This window comes from Klebsiella sp. CB_Kp196, assembly GCF_040061575.1.
Lineage (GTDB): Bacteria > Pseudomonadota > Gammaproteobacteria > Enterobacterales > Enterobacteriaceae > Klebsiella > Klebsiella michiganensis.
Map to the genome: position 1 here is coordinate 35,556 of NZ_JBEAFH010000046.1, position 13,915 is coordinate 49,470.

Consider the following 13,915-nt stretch of genomic DNA (forward strand, 5'->3'; position numbering starts at 1 on the left):
ATTTTAATCAATGATGTTGATTATTAGTCTGAGATTAAATGTACTGAAGGATTCTATAACGTATTGTTTATAAATAATAAAATCATTCACCTCCTTGGTGATGAAAGCGATTTTTCCATGAGCAGCGGTATTCTCTTTGAAAAATCCCCATGTGACAACGTCACTTTTATGTTGAACATTCTCCCCCAGTTGGAGCGCTAAGGTGGAACATTGCCACGGTGTTGGTGCTAAATTATCCACCAGATTTCCCGCCGGCGGTTGATGTCCTCGTGAGGCTCACAGGAAGCCTTGACCTCCTGTGAAACCCTTTGTCATCACGCACAGCAACGATCGTTCCAGCTATCACGATAGATAATATTTCCTTCCGTATACTTCCAGGTGATCGCCTCATAACGCAATTCGAGCGTTTCAAGATGAGTACTACTTATACCGTTTGGAGAGAGGTACGGTGCAACCGTTGTAAACTTGACGTTTTCCAGAATGATATTGAAATATTCGGCTTCAATACCTGATTCGAGAATACGATACATTTTGATTGTCGCCGTCTTCATGGTTCGGCCTTCGCAGACTGCGCGATACAGAAGCGGTGTTGTCTGATCAAATTCTTTTACTATCGTGATAGGGCGGTGAACGCGGGTACCCGTCAGTTTTCCCCAGCTGGGATCTACCGGGATAGTGATACCGTGGGAGAAGGATTTTAACTCGATAGATCCCATTCGTAGCGGCATTAAACAGCTACCCATAATTGGAGAACCATTTTCATCCTCAAGCCATAAATGTGCGGGTGTAGACATACTATTTCCTTATATATTCAGGAGGGTAATAATTTTCAGGAATTACCATGTTACGTATCGTTAAAAAATAAAAATTACCAATAAGAAAAAAACGGGGATAAGCCAGGCAGGACTCTCCGGAAACCATAGGCCTTGAATTAAAGCAAATACTATTGTTAGCGCGGCGGGGCCATAATACGACACCAGGGATCTAAATATTCGCCTGAGCAATCTTTTAATCAAATTCATCATAATTATTGGATCATCCTCCTGATGATATCTGCAATTTCATCATCCGATACCCATTGTGCTTTAAACGCCTCGGCGCGTTCAAACAAGGGTTCTATCAGAAAATACATCATTTCCAGCTCTTTCGCGTATAGCGCTGAGTAGTAAGCAGGATAAGTCATGTGAAGACGATGTGCACTATTAACCGCTTTCTGGACAACGCCGTATATGGCAATAGCGCCTACAATCCCACCTGCTTTTTGCCCTGCCAGTGCGCTGAACTCAAGACTGAGTCTTGTGCCTGTTGCGACAAATGATGCTGTTGCTAAAGCAAATCCCGCGCTTGTCAGTGAACTGGCGGCAATATGGATATTAACCGCCATAAGCTTTTTTTTAATGTATTCCAATTGATCGTTAGTTTTAAATTTGAATATTTGTTCAAAATATATTTTTAGCAAGTCGTACACGAGATTACCATGTCGCAACAAATAAATAACACCTTGTTTAAATCGAAGGTCTTCGTTTTTTTGTTGCTGGCATACATCCTGATACTCATCAGTAAAGCAGGAGGTATAATACAGCATACGCATCGCGCCTGCGCCTATGCTTTCAATCTGATTTGATACCGCTTTTTCGACGCCCGTTAAGGCACGGTCGAGTTTTAACGCAAGGATTTTATTCGTCTGTAAATAACTGATCACTTCATTCCTGTAGAACATCACTGCTCCTTGATCGTGTTCATTAAATCCCGTTTTTGAATTTTATCCAGCGAAAGCATCCGATGGTTAAAGGGAAAATAATTCAGTCCCATCCTGTTTGTCCGTGAAGTCACTGGCATAACCTTTAGGTACTGCTTTATTACGGGAACGTTCAGGGGTATGAAAGGTATTTTTACCATTCCCTTTATAGCAGCCAGCGTCAGCCGTAATTTTCACTGAAGTATAAAAAGCTTTATACCGTCCCCGTCACGATCCTCTTACAGATATAATTTCTGTTTCCTGGAAGTCAGCCGCGTAGTGCGCCGTTATCGCGTTTTAAATATCTACCCACCTCACAGATAGAAATTTTATATGACTGATGCGAACTTGATCACTTGACTGGTCAAGTGGGGCGCGCCTATGTTGAAAGCACCTTCTTATCCGTTCCGGGGAGCAAGAAACATGGGCATCATTCGAACGTTAAACGGGGATATTTCCGCCAATCAGCTGGGCGTCACCTACAGCCACGACCATATCTACTGTATTCCGCCCTATTGGGCCGAGCGTCAGGATGACGATCTATTACTCGACGATCCGCAGGCTTCAGAGCGTGAATTAAGCGACTTCCGCCGGGCGGGTGGTAACGCCATCTACGACGCCACCGCGCCGGATTATGGCCGTCAGGCCGCAGCCGTCGCCGCCATGGCGCAGCGCCAGCAGCTGCACATTATCGCCACTGCGGGTTTTAACAAGGGTTTTCTATGGAGCAGCAAGCGGCCGGGCTCCGCGCAGACTTTCGCCGAGTGGATTGCACATTCAGACGTTGATGAACTGGTTGAACACGTCTGTCGCGAGGTCACTGAGGGGATAGAGGGCACCGAACATCGGGCCGGCGTGGTGAAGTGCGGTACCGGCTATAACGCCATTTCCCCTCTGGAACAAAAAACCATGGAGGTTATCGTTCGCGCCCAGCAGCGCACCGGGGCGCCGATGCACAGCCATACGGAAATGGGGACGATGGGACTCGAGCAGGCGCAGCTCTTCAAAAAATGGGGGCTGGATCTCTCCCGCTTATGTTTTGCTCATATGGATCGTAACCCCGATCCCTGGCTGCACCGTCAGATCGCCAACACCGGGGCGTTTCTCTCTTTCGACGGTATCAGCCGCATCAAATATCACCCAGAGCACATCCGTACCCAGGCCATCCTGGCGCTCTGCCAGCGCGGTTATCAAAAGCAGATCTTAATCGGCGGCGATTTTGCCCGTAAATCCATGAGCGCGCATTACGGCAAAGGGGGCTGGGGCTGAAATTTATCCTTAGCGACTGGCGGCCAAGATTCATTGACGAGGCCCGGGAAGCCGGGTTTGACGGCGAAGCGCTGCTGCATGATTTCTTTGTCGACAACCCGGCGCGTTACCTCGCTTTTGCCTGAGGAGATGTTATGAAGCTGCATCGTTTAAACGAAAGCGAGGCCCGGCGGGCGTTACAAAAGGCGCGGATCGCCTTATTGCCGCTCGGCGCCGTCGAGCCGCACGGCGACCACCTGCCGCTGGATACCGATAACCTGCTCGCCGAGCGGTTTTGCGCGCTGCTTGACGAGCAGCTGGGCGAGTGCGCCCTGAGCCTGCCGGTTGTTTCCTACAGCCAGGTCTGGTCCCTGCGCGGCCACGCGGGCGCGATTGATATCGGTCATGAACGGCTGACGTCGCTGCTGGTGTCGCTGGCGGAAAACATGGCCAGCTACGGTATCACCACCACGGCGGTGATTAACGCGCATTACGGCAATTTTGATGCGATGAAAGCGGCCTCCCGGCAGCTAAAAGAGCAGGGTATTACCTTGCTTAGCTATAGCTGGGCGGGGATGGATGAGGAGGTAAAACGATGGCAAACCACCGCGGTGGCTTACCCCGGCTATATGCATGCTGATGAGGTCGAAACCTCGCTGATGCTGGCGCTGGCGCCAGAGTTCGTCACCATGACCAACGCCCGCGCGCACTATCCGGCTTTCCCGAACAATTTTCGCTATCAGCCGATACCCTGGACCGAGTTTTCTGACTATGCGGTGCTGGGCGATCCCACTGCCGCCAGCGAAGAGAAAGGGCGCGCGTTCGTCCAGCGGGCGCTGGCGACCACGCTTGCCTCTATCCGTCATCACTTAACCCAAGGAGCCTCCGATGATTGAGCGTCAGGCGATACGCGTTGACTGCCCGGCCGCTACCCCTGAGGAGGCCATTCGCGAGGCGGGGAACGCGCTGTGCCGCGCGGGAGCCTGTAGTCCGCAATACGTCCAGGCAATGGTCGATAGCTACCGCGAGCTGGGCCCCTATTTTGTCATTGCCCCCGGGCTGGCGCTGCCGCATGCCCGCCCGGAGCAGGGGGCGATGAAAGCGCAGATCAGCGCGGTCAGGCTGCGTGAACCGCTGGCGTTTGGTCATGCGGAAAACGACCCGGTGCAGGTGGTGCTGGGGCTTTCGGCAACCAGCAGCGATGCCCATATCCACCTTATCCAGCATATCGTGACCGTACTCAGCGATGAAAATAACCTGCATACCCTGATGCATTCGAACGATCCAGAACAACTTTATCGGCTGTTAGCCAGCGGCTCGCAGCGTTTGTAGCGTGATGAACACGGAGTGAATAGCGATGAAAATTCTGACAGTCTGTGGTTTAGGTATGGGCTCCAGCCTGATTTTAAAAATGAACGTTGAGGCGGTGTTAAAACAGCACGGGATTCAGGCCTCCGTGGAACATATGGATGTCTCTTCCGCCGCTTCGGCCAACGCCGATGTGGTGATAACCAACGCGGAGCTGGTGGACAACCTTAAGCATCTGTCCTGTCCGGTGGTGGTGGTGAACAACTATATCGATAACGCCGAAATCACCGCGGCGCTGACCCAGGCGAAAATTCTGCCCGCAGGAGAGCCGTCATGAGCGAGTTTCTTGGCGTGCTGCGCTGGATCACCATCAATATATTTGGTGAAGCGTCGATCTTAATTGGCCTGATTGTGCTGCTGGGACTGGTGCTGCAAAAGAAATCGCTGGCGGACATTGTGTCCGGCACCCTGAAAGGCATTCTGGGCTTTCTGATCATCGGCGCGGGGGCCGGGATTATCGTCTCAGCGCTGCTGATATTTCAGCCGATCTGGACCGAGGTTTTCGGTCTCAGCTCAATGAACCTGACCAATATTATCGGCCAGGCGCGCTTCAGCGAACGCTACGGAAGCAGCGTGACCATCGCCATTGCCGGCGGATTCGCCATCAATTTGCTGCTGGCCCGGCTGACGCGCTTTAAATACATCTATCTGACAGGACATATGATGTTCTGGACGACGATGATCTTTGCCGGGGTGATGGTGAACACCGAGCCCGCTATTTCAGCGGTGCAGCTGACGCTGATGCTAACGGTGATTATGGGGCTCTACTGGACCCTACAGCCCGCGCTGGTTCAGCCCTGGGTGCGGAAAATCACCGGCAACGACAACGTGGCGCTGGGGCATACTTCCGCCTCCGTCGCGCTGCTGGGGGCGATTTTTGGCCAGATTTTCGCCCGCAACAAAATCAGCTCCGAAGATATCAAAGTCCCTAAAAAGCTGGGTTTCCTGCGCGACTCCAACGTGGTGACGGCGTTGACCATGGCGCTGCTGTTCTTTATTGGCACCTTTATTCTGCAGATTAAAGGTACGCCGAAAGCGGCGGAGATCCTGGCGCAATCCGGCGACCTGAGCTTCTACATCTATGCCCTCAAACAATCGCTGATGTTTACCGGCGGCATTGCCGTCGTGCTGCTCGGCGTACGGATGTTTATTGGCGAAATGGTGCCGGCGTTTAACGGCATCGGCTCGCGGCTGGTGCCCGGCGCAAAACCGGCGCTGGACTGCCCGATACTGTTTAACTTTGCGCCAAACGCGGTGGTGCTGGGGTTCGTCGGCGCTTTCGTCGGCTCGCTGCTGTGGCTGACCCTGATCGGCCGCTATACCGGCTACGTTTTTATTCCCAGCATGATTGTGATTTTCTTTCACGCCGGTACGGCGGGGGTCTTCGGCAATATTACCGGAGGCTATAAAGGCGCTCTGCTGGCGGGGTTTATCACCTCGACCGTGGTCGCGTGGGGGCAGTATTTCTGCGTCACCGGCTTTATCGACAATACGATCCCGGATACCGCGCTATGGGCAGGCGACAGCGATATGTTTGTCCTCGCGCCAGTCATTCATCTTTTGACCCGCCTGCTGGCGTTCTGATATCGGGAGGAAGTCTATGAGTCAGGCCCTGAAACAGTACTACAGTCAGATCCGCCAGAAGCTGGCTTTTCTTGAGCAGCGCCCCGATGAACTCACCCGGGCGGCGGAAATCATGTCCCACAGCATTATGGGGCAGCGCAACATCTTCGTCTTTGGCGCCAGCCACGCCGGGATCCTGGCTGAGGAGATGAGCTATCGCGCGGGCGGCCTGGCCATCATCAATCCGCTTTTTACGCCTGCGCTGATGCTTAACGTCAGGCCGTTAACCCTCACCAGCGCGGTGGAAAATGTGGAGCACCTCGGTCGGGTACTGGTGGAGCAGTCGCCGCTAAGGGCTGAAGATACGCTGCTGATCCATTCGGTGTCGGGACGCAACGCGATTACCATTGATGTCGCGCTAGCGGCGAAAGCGTGCGGCGCAACGGTTATCGCGATTACCAGCCTGGCGACGGCGGCGCGCGTCACGTCGCGCCACTCCAGCGGCAAGCTGCTGGTGGATGTGGCCGATATCACCATTGATAACCACTGCGAGTATGGCGATGCGGCGGTGAGCCTGCCGGGGATGGCGCAGAAAGCCGCGCCGCTCTCCACCATCATGGGCGCGACCATCGCCAACAGCCTGGTATTACGTATTTGCGAAATCATGCTGGAAAATGCGCGCACGCCGCCCATTCTCGCCAGCGCAAACATAGACGGTAATCAGGAGATAAATCAGGATATACTTAGCGCTTACAGGAGCCAGATACACTACCTCTGAGTTGGAGCACAAGTATGTTTGAGTCGGATGGACTCCCTCTCTATTTAAGGATAAAAGACGTTATCCTGCAGCGGATCCTCTCTTTTACCTATGACGATAAACTCCCGGGCGAACTGCTGCTCGCCGGGGAGTTTAAGGTCGCGCGCGGTACCATTAAACAGGCGATAGATTCGCTGGCCAGTATTGGCATGGTGTACCGCGAACAGGGTAAAGGGACGTTTATTAACCGCGATGCGCTGCAGAAATACTACACCGACCTCCCGGACGTACTGACCACCTTTGCTCCGCCGGGGGAGATAGCCGTGGAAGTTCTGTCGCTGATTTCGACCATGGCCGACCGCCAGGTGGCGGAGCAAATGGGGCTGGATTTAGGCTGCCAGCTGATGCGTCTGGAGCGGCTGTTAGTGCAGGGCGACCGGCCGGTTGGCCATGTGCTGACCTGGCTTAATGGCCGTATCTATAACGATCTGAGCCACGTGGACGGCAGCCGATCGCTGTATAAGCAGCTGCGGGAAACGTTCGGCTACTCGCCGGCCAACGCCAGGGAACGCTATACGCCGGTGTGCTGCGATAGCCGCACGGCGGGATTGCTCAATATTGAACCCGGCCAGGCTCTGTTTCGCATTGAGCGCGTCGCCCGCGATCTGGATGATGTGGTGCTTGAATACAGCGTCACGCATACCCTTGACGCCAGCCTGTCGCTGCAAATCGCCACCAGCCAGAGCAGCATGAGCCAGCAGTGGGCCTGCACGATCGAGAAAGGGCGTTAATCCGCCTCCCAGGCGAGAATATCGCCTGGCTGGCACTCCAGCGCCTGGCAGATTTTTGCCAGCGTATCGAAGCGGATGCCTTTCACCTTTCCTGATTTGAGCAAAGACAGGTTTTGCTCGGTAATCCCTACATAGGCCGCCAGCGCTCTGGACGTCATCTCAGCGCCAGGTCGAGGCTCAGAATGGTGCGTTTTCTGACGTATTGAGTGACGCCGATCCCCTGCCAGATCGCCCATGCGAAAAGCCCGGCGGGTAAACCATGAAACTTAACCTGCCGGTGACAGGAGTAACGGCACGTAATCACCTGTTCACCTATTGATTGTTTTTTGCTCTAAAGGGTGAAGGGTCGGGTGAACACTTAAACGCATTTTTTTAATTTTATAAAAGGAATTCATTATGAAGCGTATTAACGAACGTGCCTGGGAAGTGTTTGGTATCTATGGAAAGGTATGTGAAAGCTGCTCTGGGGCGATCGCATTAAGCCTGTTGCAGGCGCTGGCGATGTTAGGTTGCCTTGAAAAAAGAGAGGTTGGAGGGTTAACTCTGTATTGCATTTTGACTCTAATAGCCGTTGTGGCGACTATCGGTTTTTTTGCCTCTCTGATAAGTATAGGAAGAACTATTCATACACAAAGCAAAGGCCATAAGGTAGCTGAATACCTGATTTCCTGCGTTTTTTATCCGGTAGTTATCGGTATCCTGCTTACGGCGGTTGCGACTCTTCAATCTGTACTCTGAAATCATCAGAAGCATAAGGATGCTGCAATTTGGAGTAATATCATCCACTACGTTTTGTATTTATACGCAGAAAATGGTTGGTAAATCATGATGCCGGGAGAACCCGGCTTTTTTACGTCCTGGAATAATCATTACCCCGGATACCAGAGCGCGCGAGGAAGAGGCGAAAAACTGAATCGTGGGTTGCTCGCGCGACGCCGGCTGACGGTTAAAGCCTGCTGTTTCAGGGGATAATCCGCGCGGCTCTCAGCTGAGCGAACAGGCGGAAAAACATGTCGTCGGTGGCCTGCATTTCAGTGAAGCCCGCCCGGCGCAGTTTGCTGCCATCGCCAAACATGTCGTAGTTCCAGCCAAAGACGAAATCAGCAAATTTACCGTCGCTGAGCCGTAAGATGTCCGCTTCCACCAGACTCTGCCCGGCCAGTTCGCGCCAGTGCGCGCGGTAATCCACAAACAGCTGGTGAAATGACAGTCTGACCGGCGGGGCGGATGCCAGTTCAAACCAGCTCGCGATGCGCGGCCACAGCTCGCACCAGCGCCAGATGTCGCCGTTATTGACGTTGAACGCCTGGTTTTGCGCCGTTGGCGAGGTCGCGGCCCACAGCGTGGCATCAGCCAGCAACCCGGCGTCCGTATGATCGACGATGCTGTGCCAGGTTTTTTCCGAACCGGGGAAACGCAGCGGTAGATCCTGCGCTTTACATAGCGAAGCATAGATCGCGATGCTGAGTGCGAGATTCATGGCGTTGCCGGGCACCGTGCTGCCGACCACGCCCGGCCTGATCGCGTTCCAGCGCCACGTTTTTCCGCGCTGGAAATGGCTGAGCCAGGTGAGCTGAGCGGCGTTAAATTCGGCCCCGGGTGCGCCGGGATCGCTTTCACGCGCCGGGGTTTTGAACGGACCAAGATGCGCGCCGTACACTTTGTATCCCTGCATCAGGCTTACCGTCCGTAGCGGTGCGGTTTGCTCGATGTTGCTGACCAGGTTGCGCAGCATGGTGACGTTCGGTTCAACCATTTCCGCCCAGTTCCCGGCGTTGGCCCATGCGCTGTAAAAAATGTGGGTGACGCCGTTGAGCGAATGCAGTTTTTGCGCGCTGTGCTGCGCATCCAGTAAATCGACGTGAATGAAGGGAATGTTTTCCGGGTGGGACGATGCATGGCGGCTGAGGCCGATAACCTCCCAGCGATTGCGTAACAGCGTTTTCACCAGTTCTCTGCCAATAATGCCGCTGGCGCCGGCGACCAGGGCGATTTTGGGTTGCAGTATCTTATTCACGTTGCTTCTCCAGGGTGGGTGACAGAGGCAGTGTGGTATATTATTTTTTTCACGCATATCCCGTAAAACTGATGACACTTATAAGTAGAATCATTAAATGAATAATAAGCTCAACGCCATTGCCACCTTCCTGCGCGTGGTAGAAGCGGGATCCTTTTCAGCGGCAGCCCGCCAGTGCGGGATGAAACAATCCGCCGTCAGTCAGCAGATCGCGGCGCTTGAGGAGGAGCTTGGGGTGGTGTTGCTGCACCGAACCACGCGGGCGATGGCGCTGACCGAGCAGGGGGAAAGTTACCGGCGCGATATGCAGCTTTTGCTGGAAGCGATGCATGAAGCGGAAAGGCGCTTACAGCCAACCGATCGCCAGTGGCAAGGCCGGGTGCACGTGCAGCTGCCGAGCGGCCTGGGGCAGCTCTTTTTGCCGCATCTGCTGGCGCTGCAGAAAATGCACCCCGAACTGCGTCTGACGCTTTCCCTTGATGACCGCATTGCCGATCTGGTTGCTGAAGGAGTGGATGTCGCGCTGCGGTTGAGCAGTGAACCGCCGCCGGGGAGTGCGGCGCGCGTGCTGGCGCGTATTGAAACCGCGCTCTTTGCCGCCCCCGGTTTTAAAACGGTGCATGCCGTCAGCGAGCTGGCCGCCCACCCGCACGTGCGGTTCAGCGGCATCGCGCAGGACGCGCCGCTGCGGCTGGTCTCGGGTGATAAAACGGTTGATATGAAAGTGAATACCGTCTTCCGTGCCAACACCAGCGAAGCGCTGCTGCAGGCGCTAGAGTCCGGCATCGGTATCGGCGGCATGCAGTTACCCCTTGCGGCCCACGCTTTGCAGTCCGGCAGGCTGGTACCGGTATTACCCGCCTGGCGATTACCCGATCGCGTTCTCTATGCGGTCTATCCTGACGCCCGCTTTATCCCACCGCGGGTAAGAAGTATTATCGACGTGATTGAACAATTGCTGCCTGAGATGACGGAGAGTGTCTGACGGTTGGTTTTTCTCCTGCCTCTACCGCGCGTAAAGTGACGAGCGTTGCTGCTGACAAAGGCGTCTTGATTATGAACCGCTATGAAAAAGAGTATCGGCAGTTGCTGGCAAATGGCGCTATCGCCTGGGCTGGCGAAGGTTATTTCCGGGCCAAAGAACAGCAGGAGCGCGTTTTTAGCTGGCTTCATTTACAGCACTATTTCCCCCAACCCGGCGCGCCTGTCCTTGAGCTGGGGTGCGGGAATGGCGCGATGGCCGCGCAGTATTTTGCGGAACGAGGCTATTCGGTGTGGGGGATAGATTGGTCCGAAACCGCGATCCGATGGGCACAAAATCGTTTTCAGCAAGCGGGTCTCCCGGCAAATTTTTTTGTTGGAGATGTCTGCCATATTCATCAGTGTCAGGATGCGACGTTTGAGCTCATTGTTGATGGCAGCTGTATGCATTGCCTGATTGATGATGCCCGCCACCTCTGCTTCGCCGAAGTCAGAAGATTACTGAAACCCGGAGGACGACTGGTGATCGGCTCCATGTGCGGAACCCCGCGTCATCCCGAGGATATTCTCGCGTACGATCCTATCCGCCATCATTTACTTAAAGAGGGCAAACCCTGGCGTACGTTGCGACCGCTCCAGGCCCTGCTGGACGAGATTCGGGCGGAGCAATTTACGGTTCTTGAGGTGAATATTAATGAGAACGCATGGTGGGATCATGCCACCATGGTATGTAGAGTCGATTAACCTTCACGCCTCCCGTCCGCTCGGGCCTGGAGCGGACGGGAGCCAAATCGGCGTTAATGCAGTGCCTTCGCTATCGCGCTAAACATCAGCGAAGCTTCCAGCGGTTGGGCGCTGAAGGCGGGCTCAGCCTGCGGCCAGGTCGACCACTGGACGATGACCAGATTTTCCGCCTGATTAACCATTATCATCTGACCAAAAATGCCCAGCGCCCACAGCGAATGTTGAAGGGATGCCTGCGGCGCAGGTTCAACGTTGGTCGCATTGGCCGGCACTTCATTGTTCCACCACTGGTAGCCGTAAATACCGTGTGGATGCGCCGCGGACAGCGAGTCTGCCGCCCGAGTCCAGCGTGATGACTCGGCAACCCAGTTTTCCGGCAAGATCTGCTCGCCGTTCGGCAGCACGCCGTTATGCAGAATGAACTCACCGAAGCGCCCCCAATCCTCTAACGTGGCGTTAAAGCCGTGTGCGCCCACATCGTGCTCACCTTTTGTGTAGGCATGCCACACGCCGTCGCTCGCCATACCGTAGGGTTGCCAGATACTTTTTTCCAGATATGCCGCCAGCGTCATGCCGGTGGCGCGTTCCAGCACATCCCCCAGCAGCCATGCGCCGCCGGAGGAGTAAGACCAGTTCTCGCCGGCAGGATGCGCGCGGCGCAGGCCGGACACCAACTGACGTACGCAGTCATAGGCGCCGGGTCTGGCTTCACACTCGGTAAGCCGGGCGAAGTCCGATTGCGGATTAGTGTAGTCCTCACTCCACGCCACCCCGGAGGTGTGGCTAATCAGCTGCTTCAGGGTCACACCGTCCCAGGCGGTGCCTTTCAGGTCGGGTTCATACTCGGTGATGAGATCGTCGAGCGAGTGAATTTTGCCCTGTTTAATCGCCACGCCCACCAGGGTGGCAACCACGGATTTGCCCACCGAGCGCGATGTCCAGAGAGTGGTGTCGGTATTGCCTTCTGCCAGATATTTCCAGGCCACTTTGCCATTTTTCAGCACCAGCATGCCGCTGACGTTCTGGCGCCGCAGGTAATCCTGCAGATTCCAGGTTTGGCCGTTCACCCGATAGCTTGCGTCGGTTAAGCGTTTCGCCGCGGCCTGCAACGGCACGGCATTACCGTGATGAAACACATCGCCCGCGTAATTGCGGTAGTCGTTACGAAAGCCGATTACCCGGTCGGTCTGGCTCCAGGTGAGCATGTTGTGGGGATCCGGAAGCGGCGCATCAAAGGGGGCGGGACAGACGCTGAGTTCGGTGCCGGTACAGGCGGCATGCGCGGCGGGCGCCAGCAGGACGCTGCAGAGACTGATAACAACGCCAGACAGCAGGCCAGGGTTAAACACTTTGCTTTTCATATTTTTACTCGTTCAGCTCAGGAAGGTGTTCAGCTTAAAAAAACGCGGCCTATAATAAAAAACGCATCATGGGGGAAAATCCCCCACAACAACTGAATGGAGGGCCGTATGCCGAGCCTGATATATTCTTTTGCCCAGCTGGAGGCCTTCACCGCCGTGGTTGAGTGCAAAAGCCTGGCGAAAGCGGCGCGCCAGCTGGGCAAGGACCGGACGACGCTGCGCGATTTAATTGAGTTCCTCGAAGATGGCCTGGGGTATACGCTGTTCCTGCGCGAAGGGCGAAGCCTGCGCCTGACGCCGGAAGGTGAGCAGCTGCAGCGGCAGGCGCACCTGCTGATGCGCCAGGTGAAAGCGTTTGAAGCGTTTGCCAGGGCGGTGCCGAACAGCGCCACGCAGGACATGACCCTGGTCTACGATCCCTTTACTCCCAGAACGCTGCTGCAGGGGTTGATTAGCGCTATGGCCCAGCGCAACGTTCGTCTGAGTCTGATAAACGCGTCGCGCGACGAGGCGGAAAAGCTGCTGGCGAGCGGGCAGGCCGACCTGGGGATCTGCCAGGCGCGCCATCGTAGCGTGGGAGACGCTATGGAGTGGCGCGCCTTAGGGGCAATCGAGATGGATTTTTACGCCGCCGAAGCGCTTTTTCCCGGCGCTAAACAACCGCTATCCCTGCTGGAACTTTCGCTGGCGCCGCAGGTGATTATGCACCCGGATACTGACGAGCCCGTGGCCCGCCGTCTGCAAATTTCAGGACATACCATCTTCACCAACGACCTGGAGATGCTGCGTGGCCTGCTTGAACAGGGCTGCGGCTGGGGATTCTTGCCGACGCACATGAATGCGGCGCGCTGGAAAAACGTCACAACCTTGCGCACCGAAGTCGGCAATCAGGGGATCGGCCAAACGATGGTCACTATCTGGAAGCCAGGCAACGACAGGCGGGCGCTGGTAGCTGACACGCTGGACTTGTTGCCGGCATTGTGGTGAAAGCCGGGCCTCGCTGCTGGCATTTCGGCGACAGGGCGAGGCGTAAATCGATAAATACGCTACCTTGCAGAGCTATTGAGCAGACGAAAATTTTGCCGCGATCGCTTCAGCCGTGGGCTGTATGCCGCCCAGACTCCACTGTTCCGGCTCATGCTCATCAATGCGAACCCAGACTGAACGGCGGAACTCGGGATCGCCTTTCCCTTCAATTTCGACAATCAGATCGGTCATGCGGCGTAAAAGCTCTTTTTTTTGCTCCGGGTTCATTATTCCTTTAATGGTTTGTACATTGACGAAGGGCATTGTATTCTCCTTGATAAGCTAGGTCTAAAATTCATACTCAGATTAAAGAGCGAAAGC

At 54.9% G+C, this 13,915-nt stretch carries 20 protein-coding genes; 11 read left to right on the forward strand and 9 right to left on the reverse strand.

Translation table 11 applies throughout. The annotated features are described in order from the left end of the window. Nucleotides 1–3: 3 nt before the first annotated feature. From ABLU87_RS14830 to ABLU87_RS14845, 4 genes are all read right to left on the reverse strand, one after another. Complete coding sequence (locus ABLU87_RS14830) at nucleotides 4–240, reverse strand: hypothetical protein (protein ID WP_122116785.1); 237 nt, start codon at nucleotides 238–240, stop codon at nucleotides 4–6. A gap of 74 nt (nucleotides 241–314) precedes the next feature. Next, nucleotides 315–794: a type VI secretion system tube protein TssD gene (gene tssD / locus ABLU87_RS14835; RefSeq protein ID WP_014229423.1), complete on the reverse strand. Its 480-nt coding sequence runs from the start codon at nucleotides 792–794 to the stop codon at nucleotides 315–317. 60 nt (nucleotides 795–854) lie between these two features. After that, nucleotides 855–1,025: a hypothetical protein gene (locus ABLU87_RS14840; RefSeq protein ID WP_310886770.1), complete on the reverse strand. Its 171-nt coding sequence runs from the start codon at nucleotides 1,023–1,025 to the stop codon at nucleotides 855–857. 2 nt (nucleotides 1,026–1,027) lie between these two features. After that, nucleotides 1,028–1,720 carry a hypothetical protein gene (locus ABLU87_RS14845; RefSeq protein WP_122116786.1) on the reverse strand — a complete coding sequence of 231 codons (693 nt, stop codon included), beginning with the start codon at nucleotides 1,718–1,720 and terminating at the stop codon, nucleotides 1,028–1,030. Nucleotides 1,721–2,161: 441 nt separating this feature from the next. Between ABLU87_RS14845 and ABLU87_RS14850 the strand changes: the two genes are divergently transcribed. The 7 genes from ABLU87_RS14850 (at nucleotide 2,162) to ABLU87_RS14880 (ending at nucleotide 7,465) form a co-directional block, all read left to right on the forward strand. Next, the gene (locus tag ABLU87_RS14850) at nucleotides 2,162–3,007 is read left to right on the forward strand and encodes a phosphotriesterase (RefSeq protein ID WP_227633865.1); all 846 of its coding nucleotides are present in this window, start codon (nucleotides 2,162–2,164) and stop codon (nucleotides 3,005–3,007) included. Between the two features lie 134 nt (nucleotides 3,008–3,141). Then, nucleotides 3,142–3,882, forward strand: a complete 741-nt coding sequence (locus tag ABLU87_RS14855; protein WP_122116787.1) for a creatininase family protein — start codon at nucleotides 3,142–3,144, stop codon at nucleotides 3,880–3,882. Continuing rightward, a complete protein-coding gene (locus tag ABLU87_RS14860) occupies nucleotides 3,875–4,318 on the forward strand; it encodes a PTS sugar transporter subunit IIA (protein WP_014229418.1) in 444 nt (147 codons plus the stop codon). The genes ABLU87_RS14855 and ABLU87_RS14860 overlap by 8 nt, the downstream gene beginning before the upstream one ends. Nucleotides 4,319–4,343: 25 nt before the next feature. Then, nucleotides 4,344–4,631, forward strand: coding sequence for a PTS sugar transporter subunit IIB (locus tag ABLU87_RS14865; RefSeq protein ID WP_004851015.1), 288 nt, complete (start codon nucleotides 4,344–4,346; stop codon nucleotides 4,629–4,631). Continuing rightward, nucleotides 4,628–5,938 carry a PTS ascorbate transporter subunit IIC gene (locus ABLU87_RS14870; RefSeq protein WP_004851013.1) on the forward strand — a complete coding sequence of 437 codons (1,311 nt, stop codon included), beginning with the start codon at nucleotides 4,628–4,630 and terminating at the stop codon, nucleotides 5,936–5,938. The genes ABLU87_RS14865 and ABLU87_RS14870 overlap by 4 nt, the downstream gene beginning before the upstream one ends. Before the next feature lie 16 nt (nucleotides 5,939–5,954). Beyond that, nucleotides 5,955–6,695: an SIS domain-containing protein gene (locus tag ABLU87_RS14875; protein WP_025106291.1), complete on the forward strand. Its 741-nt coding sequence runs from the start codon at nucleotides 5,955–5,957 to the stop codon at nucleotides 6,693–6,695. Between the two features lie 14 nt (nucleotides 6,696–6,709). Beyond that, on the forward strand, nucleotides 6,710–7,465 hold the full coding sequence (locus ABLU87_RS14880) for a GntR family transcriptional regulator (RefSeq protein WP_122116788.1): 756 nt from the start codon (nucleotides 6,710–6,712) through the stop codon (nucleotides 7,463–7,465). Here the strand turns inward: ABLU87_RS14880 and ABLU87_RS14885 are convergent. Beyond that, the gene (locus ABLU87_RS14885; RefSeq protein WP_046877968.1) at nucleotides 7,462–7,623 is read right to left on the reverse strand and encodes a helix-turn-helix transcriptional regulator; all 162 of its coding nucleotides are present in this window, start codon (nucleotides 7,621–7,623) and stop codon (nucleotides 7,462–7,464) included. The genes ABLU87_RS14880 and ABLU87_RS14885 overlap by 4 nt on opposite strands. Next, nucleotides 7,620–7,769 carry a hypothetical protein gene (locus tag ABLU87_RS14890; protein WP_182012391.1) on the reverse strand — a complete coding sequence of 50 codons (150 nt, stop codon included), beginning with the start codon at nucleotides 7,767–7,769 and terminating at the stop codon, nucleotides 7,620–7,622. Before ABLU87_RS14890 ends, ABLU87_RS14885 begins: the two co-directional genes overlap by 4 nt. 92 nt (nucleotides 7,770–7,861) lie before the next feature. Between ABLU87_RS14890 and ABLU87_RS14895 the strand changes: the two genes are divergently transcribed. After that, nucleotides 7,862–8,203: a hypothetical protein gene (locus tag ABLU87_RS14895; protein WP_122116789.1), complete on the forward strand. Its 342-nt coding sequence runs from the start codon at nucleotides 7,862–7,864 to the stop codon at nucleotides 8,201–8,203. Between the two features lie 223 nt (nucleotides 8,204–8,426). Here the strand turns inward: ABLU87_RS14895 and ABLU87_RS14900 are convergent, their stop codons facing one another. Beyond that, on the reverse strand, nucleotides 8,427–9,482 hold the full coding sequence (locus ABLU87_RS14900) for an SDR family oxidoreductase (RefSeq protein ID WP_196942026.1): 1,056 nt from the start codon (nucleotides 9,480–9,482) through the stop codon (nucleotides 8,427–8,429). A 97-nt stretch (nucleotides 9,483–9,579) separates the two neighbouring features. On the opposite strand from ABLU87_RS14900, the gene ABLU87_RS14905 reads away from it, so the two are divergent. Together ABLU87_RS14905 and ABLU87_RS14910 are read left to right on the forward strand one after the other, a co-directional pair. After that, entirely contained in the window at nucleotides 9,580–10,467 is an 888-nt protein-coding gene (locus tag ABLU87_RS14905; protein ID WP_122116790.1) for a LysR family transcriptional regulator, read from the forward strand. Nucleotides 10,468–10,538: 71 nt separating this feature from the next. After that, on the forward strand, nucleotides 10,539–11,207 hold the full coding sequence (locus tag ABLU87_RS14910) for a class I SAM-dependent methyltransferase (RefSeq protein WP_122116791.1): 669 nt from the start codon (nucleotides 10,539–10,541) through the stop codon (nucleotides 11,205–11,207). Between the two features lie 53 nt (nucleotides 11,208–11,260). On the opposite strand, the gene ABLU87_RS14915 is transcribed toward ABLU87_RS14910, so the two are convergent. Further along, the gene (locus ABLU87_RS14915) at nucleotides 11,261–12,568 is read right to left on the reverse strand and encodes a serine hydrolase (RefSeq protein ID WP_122116792.1); all 1,308 of its coding nucleotides are present in this window, start codon (nucleotides 12,566–12,568) and stop codon (nucleotides 11,261–11,263) included. A gap of 108 nt (nucleotides 12,569–12,676) precedes the next feature. On the opposite strand from ABLU87_RS14915, the gene ABLU87_RS14920 reads away from it, so the two are divergent. Next, nucleotides 12,677–13,555, forward strand: coding sequence for a LysR family transcriptional regulator (locus tag ABLU87_RS14920; protein WP_122116793.1), 879 nt, complete (start codon nucleotides 12,677–12,679; stop codon nucleotides 13,553–13,555). A 72-nt stretch (nucleotides 13,556–13,627) separates the two neighbouring features. On the opposite strand, the gene ABLU87_RS14925 is transcribed toward ABLU87_RS14920, so the two are convergent. Next, nucleotides 13,628–13,858, reverse strand: a complete 231-nt coding sequence (locus ABLU87_RS14925) for a tautomerase family protein (RefSeq protein WP_014229413.1) — start codon at nucleotides 13,856–13,858, stop codon at nucleotides 13,628–13,630. Nucleotides 13,859–13,915 lie beyond the last annotated feature (57 nt).

Coding starts and splice junctions, on each gene's coding strand:
- tssD (WP_014229423.1), bottom strand. CDS start 794: ATGTCTACACCCGCACATTTATGGCTTGAGGATGAAAATGGTTCTCCA.
- ABLU87_RS14840 (WP_310886770.1), bottom strand. CDS start 1,025: ATGATGAATTTGATTAAAAGATTGCTCAGGCGAATATTTAGATCCCTG.
- ABLU87_RS14845 (WP_122116786.1), bottom strand. CDS start 1,720: ATGTTCTACAGGAATGAAGTGATCAGTTATTTACAGACGAATAAAATC.
- ABLU87_RS14850 (WP_227633865.1), top strand. CDS start 2,162: ATGGGCATCATTCGAACGTTAAACGGGGATATTTCCGCCAATCAGCTG.
- ABLU87_RS14855 (WP_122116787.1), top strand. CDS start 3,142: ATGAAGCTGCATCGTTTAAACGAAAGCGAGGCCCGGCGGGCGTTACAA.
- ABLU87_RS14860 (WP_014229418.1), top strand. CDS start 3,875: ATGATTGAGCGTCAGGCGATACGCGTTGACTGCCCGGCCGCTACCCCT.
- ABLU87_RS14865 (WP_004851015.1), top strand. CDS start 4,344: ATGAAAATTCTGACAGTCTGTGGTTTAGGTATGGGCTCCAGCCTGATT.
- ABLU87_RS14870 (WP_004851013.1), top strand. CDS start 4,628: ATGAGCGAGTTTCTTGGCGTGCTGCGCTGGATCACCATCAATATATTT.
- ABLU87_RS14875 (WP_025106291.1), top strand. CDS start 5,955: ATGAGTCAGGCCCTGAAACAGTACTACAGTCAGATCCGCCAGAAGCTG.
- ABLU87_RS14880 (WP_122116788.1), top strand. CDS start 6,710: ATGTTTGAGTCGGATGGACTCCCTCTCTATTTAAGGATAAAAGACGTT.
- ABLU87_RS14885 (WP_046877968.1), bottom strand. CDS start 7,623: ATGACGTCCAGAGCGCTGGCGGCCTATGTAGGGATTACCGAGCAAAAC.
- ABLU87_RS14895 (WP_122116789.1), top strand. CDS start 7,862: ATGAAGCGTATTAACGAACGTGCCTGGGAAGTGTTTGGTATCTATGGA.
- ABLU87_RS14905 (WP_122116790.1), top strand. CDS start 9,580: ATGAATAATAAGCTCAACGCCATTGCCACCTTCCTGCGCGTGGTAGAA.
- ABLU87_RS14910 (WP_122116791.1), top strand. CDS start 10,539: ATGAACCGCTATGAAAAAGAGTATCGGCAGTTGCTGGCAAATGGCGCT.
- ABLU87_RS14915 (WP_122116792.1), bottom strand. CDS start 12,568: ATGAAAAGCAAAGTGTTTAACCCTGGCCTGCTGTCTGGCGTTGTTATC.
- ABLU87_RS14920 (WP_122116793.1), top strand. CDS start 12,677: ATGCCGAGCCTGATATATTCTTTTGCCCAGCTGGAGGCCTTCACCGCC.
- ABLU87_RS14925 (WP_014229413.1), bottom strand. CDS start 13,858: ATGCCCTTCGTCAATGTACAAACCATTAAAGGAATAATGAACCCGGAG.